The 17,556-nt window shown below is 62.0% G+C and carries 17 protein-coding genes; 15 read left to right on the plus strand and 2 right to left on the minus strand.

Features of this window, described 5'->3' with window-relative positions:
* Nucleotides 1-111: 111 nt before the first annotated feature.
* Nucleotides 112-723 carry a class I SAM-dependent methyltransferase gene (locus NKI21_RS15270; protein ID WP_128304605.1) on the minus strand — a complete coding sequence of 204 codons (612 nt, stop codon included), beginning with the start codon at nt 721-723 and terminating at the stop codon, nt 112-114.
* Nucleotides 724-1,025: 302 nt separating this feature from the next.
* On the opposite strand from NKI21_RS15270, the gene NKI21_RS15275 reads away from it, so the two are divergent.
* The 6 genes from NKI21_RS15275 to NKI21_RS15300 all read left to right on the plus strand — a co-directional run bounded on the left by NKI21_RS15275 (nt 1,026) and on the right by NKI21_RS15300 (nt 6,364).
* Nucleotides 1,026-2,795, plus strand: coding sequence for a portal protein (locus NKI21_RS15275; protein ID WP_352866179.1), 1,770 nt, complete (start codon nt 1,026-1,028; stop codon nt 2,793-2,795).
* Nucleotides 2,792-3,115 carry a Bbp19 family protein gene (locus tag NKI21_RS15280; RefSeq protein ID WP_352441229.1) on the plus strand — a complete coding sequence of 108 codons (324 nt, stop codon included), beginning with the start codon at nt 2,792-2,794 and terminating at the stop codon, nt 3,113-3,115. Before NKI21_RS15275 ends, NKI21_RS15280 begins: the two co-directional genes overlap by 4 nt.
* 253 nt (nt 3,116-3,368) lie before the next feature.
* On the plus strand, nt 3,369-5,108 hold the full coding sequence (locus NKI21_RS15285) for a hypothetical protein (RefSeq protein ID WP_352441228.1): 1,740 nt from the start codon (nt 3,369-3,371) through the stop codon (nt 5,106-5,108).
* 12 nt (nt 5,109-5,120) lie between these two features.
* Nucleotides 5,121-5,393, plus strand: coding sequence for a hypothetical protein (locus NKI21_RS15290; RefSeq protein WP_352866182.1), 273 nt, complete (start codon nt 5,121-5,123; stop codon nt 5,391-5,393).
* Nucleotides 5,390-5,821 carry a hypothetical protein gene (locus NKI21_RS15295; RefSeq protein WP_352441226.1) on the plus strand — a complete coding sequence of 144 codons (432 nt, stop codon included), beginning with the start codon at nt 5,390-5,392 and terminating at the stop codon, nt 5,819-5,821. The genes NKI21_RS15290 and NKI21_RS15295 overlap by 4 nt, the downstream gene beginning before the upstream one ends.
* Before the next feature lie 81 nt (nt 5,822-5,902).
* Nucleotides 5,903-6,364, plus strand: a complete 462-nt coding sequence (locus NKI21_RS15300; RefSeq protein ID WP_352441225.1) for a hypothetical protein — start codon at nt 5,903-5,905, stop codon at nt 6,362-6,364.
* A 201-nt stretch (nt 6,365-6,565) separates the two neighbouring features.
* On the opposite strand, the gene NKI21_RS15305 is transcribed toward NKI21_RS15300, so the two are convergent.
* Complete coding sequence (locus NKI21_RS15305; RefSeq protein ID WP_027040217.1) at nt 6,566-6,880, minus strand: YMGG-like glycine zipper-containing protein; 315 nt, start codon at nt 6,878-6,880, stop codon at nt 6,566-6,568.
* Between the two features lie 257 nt (nt 6,881-7,137).
* Between NKI21_RS15305 and NKI21_RS15310 the strand changes: the two genes are divergently transcribed.
* The 9 genes from NKI21_RS15310 (at nt 7,138) to NKI21_RS15350 (ending at nt 17,426) form a co-directional block, all read left to right on the plus strand.
* Nucleotides 7,138-7,707 carry a hypothetical protein gene (locus NKI21_RS15310; protein WP_352441224.1) on the plus strand — a complete coding sequence of 190 codons (570 nt, stop codon included), beginning with the start codon at nt 7,138-7,140 and terminating at the stop codon, nt 7,705-7,707.
* A 206-nt stretch (nt 7,708-7,913) separates the two neighbouring features.
* Nucleotides 7,914-8,825, plus strand: coding sequence for a hypothetical protein (locus NKI21_RS15315; protein WP_352441223.1), 912 nt, complete (start codon nt 7,914-7,916; stop codon nt 8,823-8,825).
* 181 nt (nt 8,826-9,006) lie between these two features.
* Complete coding sequence (locus tag NKI21_RS15320) at nt 9,007-9,996, plus strand: Coat protein (RefSeq protein WP_352441222.1); 990 nt, start codon at nt 9,007-9,009, stop codon at nt 9,994-9,996.
* A gap of 281 nt (nt 9,997-10,277) precedes the next feature.
* Nucleotides 10,278-12,851, plus strand: a complete 2,574-nt coding sequence (locus NKI21_RS15325) for a hypothetical protein (protein ID WP_352866185.1) — start codon at nt 10,278-10,280, stop codon at nt 12,849-12,851.
* Between the two features lie 3 nt (nt 12,852-12,854).
* Nucleotides 12,855-13,292 (plus strand): hypothetical protein, encoded by a 438-nt coding sequence (locus tag NKI21_RS15330; RefSeq protein ID WP_352441220.1) that lies wholly within the window; start codon nt 12,855-12,857, stop codon nt 13,290-13,292.
* Between the two features lie 221 nt (nt 13,293-13,513).
* The gene (locus NKI21_RS15335) at nt 13,514-13,678 is read left to right on the plus strand and encodes a hypothetical protein (RefSeq protein WP_352441219.1); all 165 of its coding nucleotides are present in this window, start codon (nt 13,514-13,516) and stop codon (nt 13,676-13,678) included.
* Entirely contained in the window at nt 13,675-14,001 is a 327-nt protein-coding gene (locus NKI21_RS15340) for a hypothetical protein (protein ID WP_128304616.1), read from the plus strand. The genes NKI21_RS15335 and NKI21_RS15340 overlap by 4 nt, the downstream gene beginning before the upstream one ends.
* A gap of 345 nt (nt 14,002-14,346) precedes the next feature.
* Nucleotides 14,347-14,943, plus strand: a complete 597-nt coding sequence (locus tag NKI21_RS15345; protein WP_023814089.1) for a phage connector family protein — start codon at nt 14,347-14,349, stop codon at nt 14,941-14,943.
* The gene (locus NKI21_RS15350) at nt 14,943-17,426 is read left to right on the plus strand and encodes a phage tail protein (RefSeq protein ID WP_352866189.1); all 2,484 of its coding nucleotides are present in this window, start codon (nt 14,943-14,945) and stop codon (nt 17,424-17,426) included. Before NKI21_RS15345 ends, NKI21_RS15350 begins: the two co-directional genes overlap by 1 nt.
* Nucleotides 17,427-17,556: the final 130 nt, after the last annotated feature.

A 17,556-nucleotide genomic window follows, 5' to 3' on the forward strand; every position in this document is an offset into this window, starting at 1 on the left:
GGCATCGCGAACCTCCCGGCGCAAAGCACGCCAAACTGTTCGCGATGTCCTCGCACACCTGTTCGCGATGTCTCCGGTCCAAACAGGGGGGAGATGGGCAGCTTCAGCCCCTCACGCCTTCTTCGCAAAAGCCCAGACCATCAGCGGGTATTCCTCGTCATTGCTCAAATCCCGCCACAGGCCGTAGGCGCGGACGGGGCCGCCGATATGGGCCCTGGCGCAGGCCTTGTTGCCCCAGCCGTGGACCTTGACGTTGGCTTCCGCGAAGCCGCCCTCGACCATAAGCTGCTTGAGGCCGGCGGGGGTCCATCTGTTGTAGTCGTGCGGCCTGGCGTGAACGCGAAACAGGAAAGGTGTCGCCACCATCGCCCAGCCGCCGGGCCTCGTCATGGCGTGGATGTTTTCCACCGCCGCGTGCGGCCGGCGCACATGTTCCAGCACCTGATCGGCGATGACGATGGAATATTGCTCGTCGGTGCGATCCCTGCAGATGTCGAAGGCCGGAAAATCGACCGAGCGGTAATTGGGGCACATCGCCCGCCAGTAGCGGTTCCAGCCGGGCGAGATCTCGATCACGTCGGAAGCCTTGCGGTTGCCGGCTTCGAGAAAGAGCGTGAACGCCTCGATCTGGCGGATGCGTAGCCAGTTGCGGGAATCGTAACCGATGAGCCGTTTCACGGCGCGTTTGCTTTGGCTTTTCAGGGCGGCAAGGCTTGTCGTCACATCGACCTCCTCCAAAACCCGCCGCGAGCAAGTTCGTAGCACCGCCAAGTGGGCAAAAGATGACAAGGGAAGGCTGGCGCGAGGCACCCCCCTCTGTCCTGCCGGACATCTCCCCCGCAAGGGGGGAGATGGGATGTGCTGCCGCTTTCGCCAATTGCCGACGTTGCAGGAAACGCGCCGTCGGCAAAACTGCCGATCTCCCCCCCATGCGGGGGAGATGGCCGGCAGGCCAGAGGGGGGTGCTGTCCCTCCGCATCTCCAATCAATCGGCAGCTCCGCCGCGCCAAACAAGTGAGAACATCATGACCGATTCCCTCGCCCGCAATATCCTGTCCCGCCAGTCCAAGCTCGAGAGCGAGCGCAGTCAGTATGAGGCTGTGTGGGAGCAGGTGGCGGAGTTCTGCGACCCCGATGCGCCCGATATCTGGAGCGGCCGCCGAACCGGCAGCCAGGACTCGCAGGCCGAGCGGCAGGAGCGGCGCGGCGCCCGCGTCTACGCCAACACCATCAACTCGGCCGCCAACCGGCTGGCCGCCGGGCTGGAAAGCCTGATCATCCCGCAGTCGGAAAAATGGCACGGGCTGTCGACGGCGGCCATGAACGACGAGGAGACCGACGAGGAAAAGGCATGGGCGGAGGCCTTGCGCGATTTCCTGTTTGCGCTGCGCTACTCAGCCAATTCGAATTTCGTGCCGGCGACGCAGGCCTGCCTGCGCAATGTCGTGCGCTATGGCCCGGCCTATCTCTATGCCGAGGAAGGGTTTGGCGCGACGCTGATCCGCTATGCCTCGATCCCGGTGGTCGAGGGCTATCTCAGCCGCAACCGCTGGGGCCAGGTCGACATTTTCCACCGCCGCTACGAGCGCACGGCGCGGCAGGCCGCACAGCTGCTCGGCTATGAAAAACTGCCGGCGCAGATCAAGGTTCTGGTCGACGATCCGGCCAAATGCGAGACGAAGATCTCGCTGATCCAGTGCATTGAGCCGCGCGACGAGCGCAAGATGTACCGGCTCGGCGGCCAATACCAATATCTCGACACGGCCTTCGCCTCCTACCACGTCATCGAGGACGAGGAGGAGATCGTGCGGGAAAGCGGTTTTCGCACCTTTCCGGTGTCGACCTTCAACTGGCGCCGCTACGAGGGCGACCCCTATGGCATTTCGCCTGCTATCGAGGCGCTGACGACCGTGCGCGAGGAAAATGCCGTGCGCCGTTCGGGCTTGCGTGCCTTGCAGCAGATCACCGATCCGGCGACCGCCTCGAAGGCCCGGCTCGACTACGTGCCGGTGCTCAATCCGGGCGAGAATTATCCGGGGCTGATCGACGACAATGGCCGGCCGCTGATCGCGCCAATCTCGACCGGGCAGAACCCGACCTATGCCTTCAACTACGCGCAGAGCCGCGCCGACGAGATCCGCGACATGATGTTCGTCAACCTGTTCCAGACACTGGTGCAGAACCCGCAGATGACGGCGACCGAGGCGCTGATCCGCCAAGAGGAAAAGGGCGCGCTGCTGGGGCCGTCCGGCTCGATCATCCAGGCCGGCTTCGCCAGCAATCTCGATCGCGAGCTCGGCATTCTGGAGGACAAGGGGCTCTATGACGAAGACAGCCGCTTCGTGCCGCCGGAGAGCCTGGCCGGCAAGGCGGTGCGGCCGACCTTTACCGGCCCGCTCGACGTGCTCAGGCGCTCGGCCGAAGCGCGCGACACCATCCAGGTGGTGACGACGGCCATGCAGATGGCGCAGTTCGATCCAGGCGTGATGGACAACATCGACAGCGACGAGGCGATCAAGATCGTGCAGAGCGCCGGCCGCAGCCCGCAGCGCATCTTCCGCCGCAAGGAGGAGGTCGACGGCCTTCGCGACGCCCGCGCCAAGGCAAGCCAGGCGCAGGCCGGCATGGCGGCGATCGCCACCGCCGGCAAGGCCGCCAAGGATGCGGTGCCGGCAGCGGTGCAGGCGCGCGACAGCGGCCTGCTCGACGGGTTGCAAGACATGCTGGGCGGCGCCCAAGATGCGCAAAGTGGTCAAAGCGGGCAGCCTGTCGGCCCGGCGGGCGGCGTCGCATGAGCCGGAAACGCTTTGCCCATGCCGGGCAGGCCGGCAGCCCTGCCAGGGCGCGCGACGCGCTGGCCAAGGCCTATCTCCGAGTGTTTTCCGGCGAGGACGGCGAGATGGTGCTCGCCGACCTCGCGGCGACGACCGGCTATTACCGGCGTCCGTCCTATGGCGAGTGGATGGCGCGGACACGGACGCCCAACGGGTTCGAACTGCACAGCGCCTTGAGCAATGCGCGCGCCGAGGTGGTGCAGCACATTATGGGGTTTCTGACGCTCGATGACGCGCAGCTGGTGGCGCTGGAGAAGGCGGCACGGGCGGAGGAGCGGTAGCTGTTCGCCGACGCTGTCCCGCCGACATTCCGATCAATCGGACGCGCCCGACATAGCGGTCGCCGCGGCTCCGCGACGTGGCCGCGCTGACGACGAGCAGAGCCGACCCGCCCGGGCAGCACCGCTGCTCCAGGATTCTTCCAAAAATCGATCCGACAAAACCCGCGAACGCGACAGCCAGCGTACGACCCGGCCGTGCCGTGCTCGCCGGCGCGCCCTTTTTGTTCAAAGCCAGTTGGGCAGGAAACAGCCGATGGTCAGCATCATCCCCCTCTCCATTGCCCAGCGCCGGCTCGATACCGGCAATGCGGTGCAATACCCGCAGGGATCGCCGATCGGCGGCGCCATGCAGGGTCTTCGCGACCAGTTTTCCGCTGTCGCCGAGCGCTATCAGCAGATGAAGGAGCAACAGGAGGCGTTCGACGCCGAGCTGGAACGGCGCCGGTTCAACGGCCGGATCGCGCAGGCGGAAGATGAGGTGGCGGCGAACGCGCCGGCCGACGGCGCCGGCCTACATGAGACCATGTACGGCCAGGTCGATCCGCGCACCGGCCGGGTGGTCAAGACAGGCCTGTTCGACACGCTATTTGACGTCGCCTTGCCTGATATGCCCGAGAGCCAGCGCGCCAACTTCGCCAGGCAGAAGCAGGTAATGCGCGCGGTTGGCGCGCGGCGCATGGCGCTGCGGCAGCTCCAGCGCCGGCAGGACTATGAGTTGGCCGAGGTCGACACGGCGCTGAAGACCAGCGCCATCGCCATCGGCAAAGCCAATCCCGACGATCACGTGACCTTCGAAGCAGCCCGCCAGGAAGGGCTCGACCTGATCGACAAGATGGGGCTCGACCCAGGGATCAGACAGCAGAAGGTGAAGGATTGGTTCGGCACTGCGGCCAAGACGCGCTTCGAGGCGTTGATCGCCAAGGATCCGAAACGGGCGTTGGAGATATTTGGTGTCGGGACGCCGGCCTCCGGCAGCGAGGCCTCCGGCGACCGCCTCGGCAAGAAAACACCTGATGAAGCAGTGGCGCAGGCGTTTAAGGACCGTGCTCCGGCGCCCGATCTGATCGCGACCAAGCCGGCAGCCGACCATCTCGCCGACCTATCTCCAGATGACTTTCAGCGGCTGATCGACCAGGCACACGCCGCGACCACGGCCCAACTGATCGAGGCGCGCACCAACATCGCCCTCGCTTCGCAGAACGCTCCGGACGCAATCGCCAATACGGGCAGCTATTCCGGCAAGATGCCCAGCCCCGCTGACTTCGCGGCCGTTTATGGCGCGGAGGAGGGCGGCAATCGGTACCAGGACTTCAGCGTAAAGATGGATGTCGGCCGCCAAGCCTTTGGCATGCGGACGATGCCCATCCAGGCGATCCACGCAGCACTGCGTGATGCCGAGCCTGCGGCGGGCAGTTCCGAGGACGAGCAGACACGGTATCAGGTTACGGCTGCCGCTGCGCTCAAGACTCTGGGCATGAGGCGGGCGGACCCTGCTGGCTACGTTCGCGATGTCTTCGCCAATGTCGACGCCGCGTGGAGGGCGGCAACGAGCCCGGACGGCAACGATCCGGCCGCCTATCAAGTCGCAATTGCCCGTTCTATTGCTGCTCAAGAACAGTTGGATTTTGAGAACATCCAACCCTTGCCAAATTCATTCTCGGCCGACCCGACCAGCGCACTAGATATCCGTGAACTGCTGCACCATGCGAGCGACACGGAAGCAGGTACACTAGATGCATCAACCGATGCGTCTGAACCGAATTCGGGGAGCGGGCAACGTTCTGAGGCGTTGGAGAACCAGCAGACCGCGTCCGCAATGTATGAACAAAATGAGAACATCTATCCTTCCGTCGAGGTAGCTGGTATATCAAAGTCAGTCGCGAGGAATTTGTGTATCGACTTTTGCACCAACGCCACACTGCCCACCGGCACGTACGACGGAGCACCATTCCACTATTGTATGGCCAGGTGTATGGAAAATTACGGGCATTGAAGGACGAATTAAATGGTAGACAATCTCCGCAGAGATGATGCAGAGGCTATTGTGCAATTAATTCTTGGCACCTCTAAGGCTCTGAATGAATTCTTGCTTGATAGAAGAGATTTAAGGAGCAAAGAAGAATTCGATTTCCTCAAAAAAATCGTTGGAAGGCTGATGGGATTTCAATATTTCGAAGTGGTTGAAGTTGTTGGTAGTAAGTATAAAGACATCGTAGAAAATTTGCGTGGACCGGCCTCTAAGTCAGATTTCGATTTTCCTGAGATCAATAAATTATGAAAATATATTATTATCTTGAGCCAGAGGTATCTGGTGGTTTTGGCGATAACATCATTTTGGACGCGAGTGTCCATCCCCCTCTCGTAACCCGTTTACATTATGAGTTTGATGGGTGGTTGGGGGACAGGATGGTGGCGTCATTCCCGTGCTATCTAGTCACCGAAGATGTTGCAGAGAAAATTCTCAAGAGTGAATTTTCAGGCGTAACCTTCGACAAGGTCGAGGTGACCACTTCTGAATTGTTCGAGGAAATGCAACCGGACCAGAAGCTTCCGCCCTTCGTATGGCTGAAAGTGAACGGGGATGCCGGTCGCGATGATTTCGGAATGGCGAAAGATCTCCGCCTAGTCGTTTCCGAGCGCGTGCTCGATGCCCTCAAGCCATTGGGGATCTCCAATGCCTTGATTGAGCCTTTTGAAGCGTCTTGATGGCCTCGGCCCTGGCTCTTTGGGGGGCGGTGTTGAAGCGATGGATTGCTGGCCTGAGGGCGAAATTCGCGGGAGAGACACATGAGGCGGCACGGGGGGCATCCGACCAACGGGTCGACCGGATACTTCAAAATAAGGCCGAACGTCGCTGGCGGGATCGGCGAAAACACCGTTCTCGACTCGAGCGTCCATCCGCCAATCGTGACCAAGCTTCACTATGAGGTAGAAGGCTGGTTCGGCGATGTGATCGTTGCGACATTCCCCTGTTTCCTCGTTACTGAAGAAACCCAGCGCGCACTGCAGAAGATGGGCTTTTCAGGTGCGACGTTCGCCGAGGCCGAGGTGACTACCTCGGAAGAGTGTCAAGAGGATCAACCCGGGCTGGAGCTACCACCTTTCGTCTGGCTGAAGGTAAACGGGAAGGCTGGCCGCGACGATTTCGGGATCGCAACACCCTTCCGTCTCGTCATTTCTAAACGCATTCTTGATTTGCTGGAGTCGTTGGGAATACCGTTTGCAGTGGTCGAACCCTACGAACAGTAACGGGATCGCGCTTTTTAATTGCGATGACAGTTCATTTGTCGGCTGCACCGATGTGACTGCAGCGAACGTTTGGGCTGAGAACTGGAAAATAGTGCACTGTCACCGCAATTCGGAAAAGGGTGTCGCCAAGCTGGAACACCCCTCATCCGGCCGCTGCGCGGCCACCTTCTCCCACAGGGGGGAGAAGGGAAGATCAGCGCCTCAATAATCGCCGTTGTAGTACCGGTCGTCGCAGGGTGCCGTGTAGATGCGGCCGCGGCGGTCCTGGTAGCGGCACATCTGTTCGCCGCGGCGCTGCGGCGTGGTGGAGCTGCCGACAACCGCGCCGAGCAGGGCGCCGGCACCGGCGCCGATGAGCGTGCTTTCGGTGTTGCCGCCGATGGCCTGGCCGACGAGGGCGCCGCCGGCGCCGCCGATCAGCGCGCCGGTCCCGGCCCGCTGCTGCCCCTCGGTCTGCGCGCAGCCTGCCAGTGCTGCAGTCATCAGCACGGCGGCTATGGCTTTGTGAAAGTTCATGTGCGGTCTCCCTTGAAGGCCTGAAATCCCTATGGCTCGTCCCGTGCGTTCGCATTGCGGCGGAACGGGGGCACGCGGCCTCACGATATAAGACATGGTTTCTCGGGCGTTGATGGGCCGAGGGCCGAAAACACCTCTTTCGAACAAGGCGCTAGCGCCGCTCCTTGTCAAAATGATTCAGCCTTCGATGGTTCGGCCCGGTGCCGGGGTTCACTCGGTCGGGCTTCCAGAATTTCACTCACCAATGGAGAAATGCCATGACCCGAGGTCTTCCCCGGACGCTTGTCCGCGCCGCCGCCCGCGAGGCCGGCCTTGCCCCGCCCAGGCCCGGCCTGAAAGCCGTCACCACAGGGCAGGGCGGATCGTATCGCACCGTCTTCACCTTCGCCGGCATGCAGGTGCCGGTCACCGATGCGCTGGCCTATGCTGCCCAAAAGATCTTCGACTTCATCGAGGGCAAGGTGCGCATCAAGGGCGGCACGGCAAGATTGCAGTTCGCTGTGCTCGGTACCCGCGCGGCGACCATCAACGACAATGCAGCGCTGAACTGGTCGCTCGGTTCGGCGGCGGCATCGAGCGCGACGCTGGCTGGAACCATGGTCAATGTGCTGGCGTCGACGGCCCGCACGCTCGACGGCGCCGGCGCCGCACTGTCCACGGCTTCGGTTGCCGACATCGCCGCCGCAGTGACGCTGGATGGCACCACGACGCCGGTCGATCTCCATCTCAACCTCGCGTTTGCAACCGGTTCCGATATCGACGCTGACGGGACGATTGCCGTGACCGGAACAATCACGCTGCTTTGGGAGAACTGGGGCGACGTCTAAGCGCTAATCTCCCCCCTCGAGGGGGAGATGTCGCCGAAGGCGACAGAGGGGGTCGGTTCGACTGGGCGCGACTCCCGGCGACGAATGAAGTTGGCGCTCCACGCGCGGCGACCCCCTCTGGCCTGCCGGCCATCTCCCCCTCGAGGGGGGAGATACCAAGCTTTTGCCGTCGGGTCTTTTCTAACCTCAACAAAGGAATCTCACACATGACAGATCTGGCAGACGCCGGGTCCGTGGCGGCGCGTGCGCAGCCGGCGGGCAACCCGGCACAGTCACCGGCAGGCGCGGACAACGGGTCCGCCGCGCCTGCCGCCAAAAGTTGGTTTGACGGTCTTTCCGAAGGCAACCGCAAGCTCGCTGAAACCAAGGGCTGGACCAAGCCTGAAAGCCTCGATCGGGTTTTCACATCCTATGCGGAGCTGGAGCGGCAGCAGGGTGAGAGCCTGCGCGTTCCCGCCCCGGACGCATCGCGGGAAGACTGGGACCGGTTTCATGCCCGGCTGCCCGAGGCCATGCGTCCGGTCACCTCGTCCGAGAAGGTCGAATACATCAGGCCGGAAGGACTGCCGGAAAACTTCGCCTATTCGGACGAACTCGCCAACGCATCCAAGGCCTGGGCGGTCGAGGCGGGTGCTTCGCCGAAGACCGCGCAGGCCTATCATGACAAGTTCGTCGGCTACATGGCCGAGCAGGCCGCGCGTCAGGAAACCGCGCTCGCCCGCTCGGTCGAAGCCACCCATGACGACCTTGTCAGGGACTGGGGACCGACCGACAGCGACGGCTTTCGCCAGAAGCTGGAGGTCGCCAACCGGGCGATGAAAAAGCTCGGCCTGGTCGACGCCTACAAGGCGAAGGGCATCCTTCTGCCCAACGGGGCGCTGACCGATCCGCAGATCGCCAGGGCGTTCCAGGCGATCGGCGAGGCGATGTTCCGCGAAGACACGATCGACGGCGGTGCTGGTCGGAGCGGAGCCAATCCGTTCAAGCGCAACGCCGCCGGCGAACGCAACCTGACTGATATCTCAGCCCTCGTCAAAAGCGACCCCGCCCGCGCCCGACGGCTGGCTCGCGAGGCCGGGGAGAACCCCGACCGCTGGATGCCCAACAACCCGCGCTGACGATCGATCAGCCGCACTGAAACGCCCCTCATCCGGCCGCTTCGCGTCCACCTTCTCCTCGTCAGGGAGAAGAGGCGCGCCGACGTCGCAAGTCTCCTCTCCCCCGGAGAGGTCAGCCGAGCGAAGCAGAGGCTGGGTGAGGGGGCACCCGCCGCCAACCCAAACCTGAAGAAAGAGAAAAATGGCAGATGCCTACACCCGTATCGCGGACGCGATCGTTCCGTCCGTCTATGCGCAATATGCTTTCGAGGAACATGTGCAGTCGCTCGAGATCTACCAGGCCGGAATCCTGTTTTCCGACCCGGCCATCTCGTCAAAGCTGTCGATGGGCGGCCGCTCCGTCGACATGCCCGGCTGGAAGGACCTCGGCAACGATCCGTCCGAACCGGTCAATGACGATCCGGCTGATTCCATCGAGATGAAGAAGATCGGCTCGCGCCGCGAGGTCGCCGCCCGCAATGTCCGCGCCCAGGCGTGGGGCGTTCCGGACCTGACCTCGATCCTAGCCGGCGACGATCCGCAGAAGCTGATCGTCAAGCGGCAGACCGAGTACTGGCAGCGCGCCAACAAGCTGACCCTGCTCGGCATCCTGAAAGGCGTCGTCGCTGACAACGTCGCCGATGACGGCGGCGACCTGGTGCGCACCACCGGCGCCTCCATCGTCGACACCGACATCATCGAGGCCGCCTATCTGATGGGCGACCGCGCGGACAAGTTCAAGACGATCTGGATGCACTCCAAGCAGATGAAGGCGCTGAAGCTCGCCGACCTCATCGACTATGTGCCGTCTTCCGAGCAGGGCGGACCGCTGATCCCCTATTATATGGGTCTGCGGGCCGTGGTCGACGACGATATCCCGGTCACGGCGGGCGTCTACACCGCCTTCATGTTCAAGGACAAGGCGATCCTGTGGAACGAGCTGCCGGTCAACACCGAGGGCGGCCCGCTGGAGTTCGACCGCAAGCCGCGCCAGGGCCATGGCGGCGGCATCACCGAAATGGTCGGCCGCCGGCATTTTGTGCCGCATGTGCCCGGCACCCGCTTCCTCGACGCCTCCTCGGCCGGCGAATTCGCCACCGATGCGGAACTGGCCCTGGCGGCGAACTGGGACCGCACCGCGTCCAGCGTCAAGAACATGACGTTCATCGCGCTGAAGACTACCGAGGCCTGATCCGGCCGAGGCGAGGGGCGGGGGCGATGAGCTCCCGCCTCTTTTTCTGAACTTGACGCCAGCTCTGTCCCGATCCTGGCGTGACAAACAGGGCCGGACTCCGTTGCCGGCAGAAGATCAGCCCGCTGAACCAATGCGCAGGCAATGCCCTGGTTGGCGGCCTCTCCAAAATCCAGACCCGACGAAGGCACCTGCCTCGAGCGCGATTGCCGGCACGCTGCCGAAGCGGTCGGTGATCTCAGCGGATCAGCATCAGCGCTTCGTGAGCAGGGAACATCCAGATGGCGACCATACCTCTCCATATAGCGCAGCGCCGGCTCGATACCGGCAACGCTGTGCAGTACCCCCAGGGATCGCCGATCGGCGGCGCCATGCAGGGGCTCGGCGACGAGTTCTCGGCCATCGCCGAGCGCTACCAGCAGATGAAGGACCAGCAGGAGGCCTTCGACGCCGAGTTGGCGCGCCGCCGGTTCACCGGCCGGATCGCGCAGGCGGAAGACGAGGTGGCGGCGAACGTGCCGGCCGACGGCAGAGGCCTGCATGAGGCCATGTATGGCCAGGTCGACCCGCGCAACGGCCGGGTGGTCAAGACCGGCTTGTTCGATACCATGTTCGACGCTGCCTTGCCGGACATGCCCGAGAGCCAGCGCGCCGCTTTCGCCAGGCAGAAGGAGGAGATGCGCCGGGTTGGCGCGCTGCGCATGGCAAAGCGGCAGCTTCAGCGGCGTCAGGACTACGAGTTGGCTCAGGTCGACACGGCGCTTAAGACCAGCGCCATCGCCATTGGCGACGCCAATCCCGACGACACCAGCTTCGAGGCGGCTAGGCAGGAAGGGCTCGACCTGATCGACAAAATGGGGCTCGATCCGGGGATCAGGCAGCAGAGGGTCAAGAACTGGTTCAGCACTGCGGCCAAGACGCGCTTCGAGGCGTTGATCGCCAAGGATCCGAAACGCGCTCTGGAGATATTTGGTGTCGGGAAGCCGGCCTCCGGCAGAGATGCCTCGCAAGCGGCTGACAGCTCTATCCCGGGCAACTCAAAGATGGCCGCCGGGAAAGGTGACCGCGTCGGCAGGCAGACGCCGGATGAAATGCTGGCCCAGGCGTTCGGGGACGACCTTTCGCAACAGGAACAGGCAGCGCTGGTGCGACAGGCTGAGGCGGCCAAAACGGCTCGGCAGGTTGAGCTTCGCACCAACATCGGTCTCGCCGAGCAGAACGCGCCGGACGCCATCGCAAGGACCGGCGCCTATGCCGGCAAGATGCCCGGTCGGGATGCCTTCAGGATCGCCTACGGGCTCGACGAGGGCGACAAGCGCTTCCAGGATTTCGACTGGTGGGCTGACGTAGGCAGTCAGGTTTTCGGCATGCGCACCATGCCGAACCAGGCGATCCATGCCGCCCTCCGCGATGCCGATTCCGGGCCGAACGGTTCGCCGGAAGACCAGCCGCGTCGTGAGGCGACCGCCGCTGCGGTAGGGCTGGTGATGAATCACAGAAGAGCCGATGGCGGCGGCTATGTCAGTGAAGTGTTCCCCAATATCGCTGCCGCTTGGAAAGCAGTGATCGGCGGCGGGCTTGAGGATCCAAACGGCTATGACAAGGACGCCTATGACAAAGCGATAGCCATGTCCGTCGCAGCGCAGGAACAATTGGGCATTGAGAACCCTCAGCCCGTGCCGCTGTCGTTTATCCGTGATCTTTCCGATAATTATGACAGCCGTATTGCATACCAGCAGGACAAAAATGCGAAGGCAAGCACGCTGCTTGCGGGAACGTTCGGCCCTGTCGCTCGAGCAGCCGTGGCCCGGCAATTGGCCGATGCCGGTTTGGGCTCGATCATTCCAGATGCCTCTGCGCACACGCCTCCCCCATCGAGTTCGATGCTCACGTCTCAAGCGAAGGCACTAGGCAAGTCGATCGCCAATGCCGGGATTGGAACAGCCGAATTTGCGGCTAACGCTGCTGTTGGAGCTTTCAACGCGAAGACCAGATCAAGGCTCAAGTCTTTCGATTTTACAGGTGCTTACTACGAGCCGTCGAACCGTGTTGAGAATCTGATGATGCATCAGGGGTATGATGCATTGAACTGGCTTGGGTTTGGTCGGACTGCTGCCGTCGAGAAAGCAATACCGCGAGCAATTGAGTCAGTCAGTTCCGGGGCCTTGGGGCAAACTGAACGATCCATCGCCAATCTGGAAGCCGCAAATACACCGACGTCCAAAGTCGCTTCCGGTCGGGTTGAGAAGCCAGGTGCCGGCGAAGGTGTAGCGGGAGCCATACCGGAAAAGCCACAGCCGGGGAATTTCTCCAAGCAGCCCACGACATGGCTTGATGGCGCAGGGGAACTTCTGACAGCTGACTCCAACGCCCTTGCTGGCGTTACGACGGCGCAAGGCGGAGGCCAGACGACCCGTTCACCCCGGAAGTCACAGCTGGATCGCCGGATGATCGCCGCAGTAGCACGCGAACTATTTGCCAGAGACCCCAGTCGCGTAGAGCATCCCGGTGTAAGACTTGGCGAGGCGACTACAAATGATTACCGGAAAGGGTATGCTGACGCGAACCCCGGCGTGAAAATCGAGGATTTGGTAATTCATCACCAAGCTGAGCAGCAATTACTTAAGAGATTTCTAAATATCCTGTCAAAGAGTAAGATCAATTCGGTAGAAAATCTTCGCGGAATACCTAAAGAGTTTAACGATATCCTGCATCTCGTTATCATTAGGAGCGAAAATGACGCATTCTATAAAAAGTACCCCAACCCAACAGAGCAGCAGCTTATGGACCATTATACAATGATCGATAAGAAATATGGCCATCATTTCGTGCCGCCCGTCGGAAAATATAGGTAAAAAATGGATTACTATTATGTATTTCCGTTTGTGGCTGGCGACTTTGGCAAAAATACGGTTCTCGATAACCGTGTTCACCCACCCATTGTGCACAAACTTCACTATGAGATCGACGTTTGGATTGGAGATGTCCTGATAACCAGCTTTCCCTGTTTTCTTGTCACCGAAGAAGCTCAGCGGGAGTTGTTGAAGCTAGGTGTTTCGGGGGTCACTTTTGCCGATGTCGTGGTTACTGCCTCGGAGCTGTTCCATCGGTTGCAGCCAGAGACGGAACTTCCATCTTTCGTCTGGATGAAGATCCATGGGCAGCGGGGACATGACGACTTCGGGATGGCTCCGAACCACGAGCTTGTTGTTTCAGAACGTGCCCTGGACGTGTTTGAGCGCCTCGGCAACGAGTCAGCCGGGATTCGTTCATTCGACGAACCGGAAAAGGATTGAATGATCCTGATGACGTTGCGCGTGCGGGCGAAACGATCGCTTGAAACGAAGGTGTAGGGATTGAATGAGTTGTTGAACAGTTCTGTAGGCGGGGCGCTCAAGCAGGGCTTGTACAGGATCGTCCGCGTGCAGGACGTGGCGCGGGGAACGCGAGGGGCAGCCTAGGCTTTCCCGAGTTCACTGGGCGGATCACCTGCTTTGGCTACGATTGGCAGCGTGCCATGGATCTCATAAATAACAATGTCGGCAATAACAATGTCGGCCGTGTGTTGGGCGAAGCTTTACCCGGGGTCGCGCCCGACGAAATCGCGCGCCTTGCCCTGGAGGCCGGACTACTTCAGACTTCACTGCCTCCGGCAATGATCTTTCACGAGAAAAGAAAATGAAGAAAGTGATGGTTCTGACGACCGCAACTATCTTGGTGGCTGCTGCAATTTTTGTTTATTGCAGCCCTCTTCTCGTCAAGCTTGAGAAGGACGGATTTGTGGGCGGAACGCTGGAAATTGCAGGCACCAAACTGGATGAAGCGGCAGGATCTGGAACGACGTACCACCTCGTTTTCGTGAATGAGGAATCCAGCGCGAGCGTTTCTTGCAGCAAGGATGGGAAAGTTACAAGCCGGGATGGATATCTATCTCCATGGCTTGGGTGGTACGTAAGTTTCCATCTTTCGAATTGCTCGATTAGTGGATTTCGTCCGATATTTTAAGGGTTGGAATCACGAATAACAGTGAGATGCCGGAGATCTCGCGCGTTTTGTCGATAGCATGTCTGGACTGAGACTTGGAAAATAGTGCGCTGCCGCCGTAATTCCTCGTTCTGACAATATTTCTTAGCGCCCCCTCCGTCCTGCCGGCTTTCGTCATTCGGAAAGCCAAGCAGTTGGCTTTCCGTCCGCTACGCGGACCACTCTTCAACCCCACGAAGGGAGATCGGAGGGGGCGTAGAGCACGATCTCTGAATATCGCCATCCAAACCCCCAGCCGCTTCGCAGCGGCTTTTTTCATGCCCGGAGAAAATCATGACCCGACCCACATGGACGAGGCGCTGACCCATGGCCATCACCCCGCTCGATATCGCCAACATGGCGCTGGCCGTGCTCGACGAGGCGCCGATCGACAGTCTCGATCAGGACGTCAAGGCGGCACGGCTGCTCAACTTGCATTTCGACCTCGCAAGGGAAGCAGAACTTACCAAATGTGCCTGGGTGTTCGCCATCCTGCGCGCCACGGTTGCCGGGGCGGACACCGGCAGCGATTGCGGCTTGACCTTTGCCTATGAACTGCCGGCCGACTGCCTGCGGCCGCTGCCGCTGACCCGTGATGGCGAGCCGGACGGCGTGCCGATTTCGTGGCGCCAGGAGGCGGGGCTGATCTATTCCGACCAGTCCGGCCCGCTGACCATCCGTTACGTCGCCAACCTCACCGATCCCAACGACTGGGATGCGCTGTTCACCGAGGTTTTGGTGGCGGCCCTTGCCGTCAAGGTGGCGCATCCGCTGACGCACAAGTCAGGCATGATCGATATTGCCCGCTCGGCCTATGACCGGGCGCTGGACGCGGCGCTCAACGCCAACGCCATCCAGCGCGGCAGCCGGCTCTACACCGCCTCGTGGTCCAATCAGCGCGGCGACAACAGGATTGCGCGCTGATGACGACGCTCTATCCCGTCCAGGACGTCTTCACCCGCGGCGAGATCTCGCCGCGCCTGCATGCACGCGCCTCGCTCGACTTCTATCGGGCGGCGCTGGCCAAATGCGAGAACTTCATCACCCTGCCGCATGGCGGCATCCGCAAGCGCGGCGGCACCTATTTTGCCGGCGAGGTGAAGATTTCCGCGAAGACGACGCGGCTGATCCCGTTCATCTTCTCGGCCGATCAAGCCTATGCGCTCGAATTCGGCGACCGGTACATCCGCGTCCATGCCTATGGCGCGCGCGTCGACACGGTGGAGGTCGCTTCGCCCTATCTCGAGGCGGACCTGTTCGAGCTCGCCTATGTCCAGTCGGCCGACCAGATGTGGGTCACTCACCGGGACTATCCGCCCAAGGTGCTGACGCGCAGCGCACACACGGCGTGGGCTCTGACGGATTTTGAATTCCTCGACGGTCCCTACGACCCGGTCAACGACACGGCGACGACGCTGACACCGTCCGACACCGGGCATCTGACGCCGCAGATGACCAGCAACACGACGCCTTCCGGCACCGCTTCCACCGGCAGCGGCAGCGCCTCTGCCTGGCAGATGTTCGACCGCGACAAGACGCAGGATATCCAGATCTCTGGCGGCGGTGACGGCTATATCCGGTTCCGCAATGCCGGCGGTTCACAGCGCGTGGCCGATGCCTACTGGATCACCACGTCACGGGTGGCAACGGGCAATTATGATTTCTTCACCGCCTGGGAATTGCAGGGTTCCAATGATGGCACCAACTGGGTCACCCTGGATACTCGTACGGGCGAGCTCGGCTGGGGCAATGGCGAGACGCGCTTCTACGAATTCACGAACAAATCGGCCTTTGAATATCATCAACTGGTGTTCAGCGGCGGTGGCGGCGATGATGCCGAAAGCAGCGTTTCGGCCGAGCTTGCGATCCATGTCGCCGCATTCGACCAGACGCCGTTCGACATCACCGCGTCTTCAAGCATCGGCATCAACAATGACACCGGCTTCCAGGCGACCGATGTCCGCCGCGCCATCCGCTTGTTGGGCGCCGACGGCATCTGGCGGTGGGCGAGGATCACCAGCCGCACCAGCACGACGGTCGTCAAGATCATTCTCTACGGCCATGCGCTGCCGAACATGAACCCGATCACGCGCTGGCGGCTCGGCACCTTCGTGCCCGGCAAGTACGTCGAAAGCGGGTCGCTCTACGAGGAGCGGCTGGCCTTCAGCCGCAAATTCTCGGTCTATGCCTCGGCCACCGGCGATTTCGACAATTTTGCACTGGGCGAGAAGGACGACGACGCGCTGGAGTTCGTCCAGGCGGGCGGCGGCCAGGCCAACGACATTGTCTGGATCGCCGACAGCGACGGCGCGCTTCTGATCGGCACCTCAGGCGGCATCCGCGCCCTGTCGGGCTCGGGCATCGACGAGGCGCTGACGCCGTCCTCGTTCAAGAACCGGCGCTCGCGCACCTTTGGCTGCGCCCGCATCCGCCCGGTCGATGCCGGCCAGTCGTTCCTCTATGTCACACGCTCGCGCAAATCGATCGCCGAGCTGACGCAGACGGCGCAGAGCCGTTTTGCTTCGGACGATGTCGGCCAGGTCTCCGAGCATATTCCCAAAAAGGGTGTGGTCGAGCTCGCCTTCCAGACCGATCCCGACCCGTTGCTGTGGTTCCCGCTCGAGAATGGCGAGCTTGGCGGCTACACCCATCAGCCGAGCCAGGAGGTGCGCGGCATGCACCGGCATCGCCTGGGCGGCAACGTCAGCGGGGCGGGCTCCGATGGTTCAAATTGGGCTGATGTCGAAAGCGCTGCGGTCACCCCCGGCCAGGACGGCAATGACGATCTCTGGCTGATCGTGAAGCGCAGCATTGGCGGCGTGACCAGGCGCTACATCGAGATCAAGACCGCGCCGTTCGAATACGGCGCCATCGCGGACGCCTTCGAGGTCGATTGCGGCCTGTCCTACGCGGGTCTTGCGGTCACCACGGTGGGCGGCGCCATGCACCTTGCCGGCCAGTCCGTCGATGTGCTCGCCGACGGCAAGGTCTATCGCGGGCTGACCGTCAGCGGCGGCGGCACCGTCACGCTGCCGGGCGGTTCTACCGCCGCCAAATGGCAACTCGGCCTGCCCTACGCGGCGGGCGCCGACACGCTGGAGCTCGATGTCGGCGGCCGCGACGGCTCCATCATCGGCCGCCGCAAGAAGGTGGCGAAGGTGATCCTGTCGCTGCTCGAGACCGACACCACGGGGCTTCAAGTCCAGTCCTTGATGCGCGGCCGCTGGGAGCCGGTGCGCATGCCCTCGATCATCGCGCCGGACGGGCGGGCAACGCTGTTCACCGGCAATGTCGAGGTGCCGATCGACGACAGCTGGGAAGGGCAGGGCCGAGTGCGGATCCGCCATGTCAACCCGACGCCCTGCACGATCCGTGCGTTCACGCCGGTGTTCGACGCCGAGCCGTAGAGCGCCGGCGTTGAAGATGGTGATTTCCCCCCTTGAGGGGGAGATGTCGCCGGAGGCGACAGAGGGGGTCGGTTCGACCGGACGCCAACCTCCTCCACGTTGAAAGAGGATGCCGACGCTCCACGCGAAG

The organism is Mesorhizobium sp. M0715, from assembly GCF_040320355.1.
Taxonomy (GTDB): Bacteria; Pseudomonadota; Alphaproteobacteria; order Rhizobiales; family Rhizobiaceae; genus Mesorhizobium.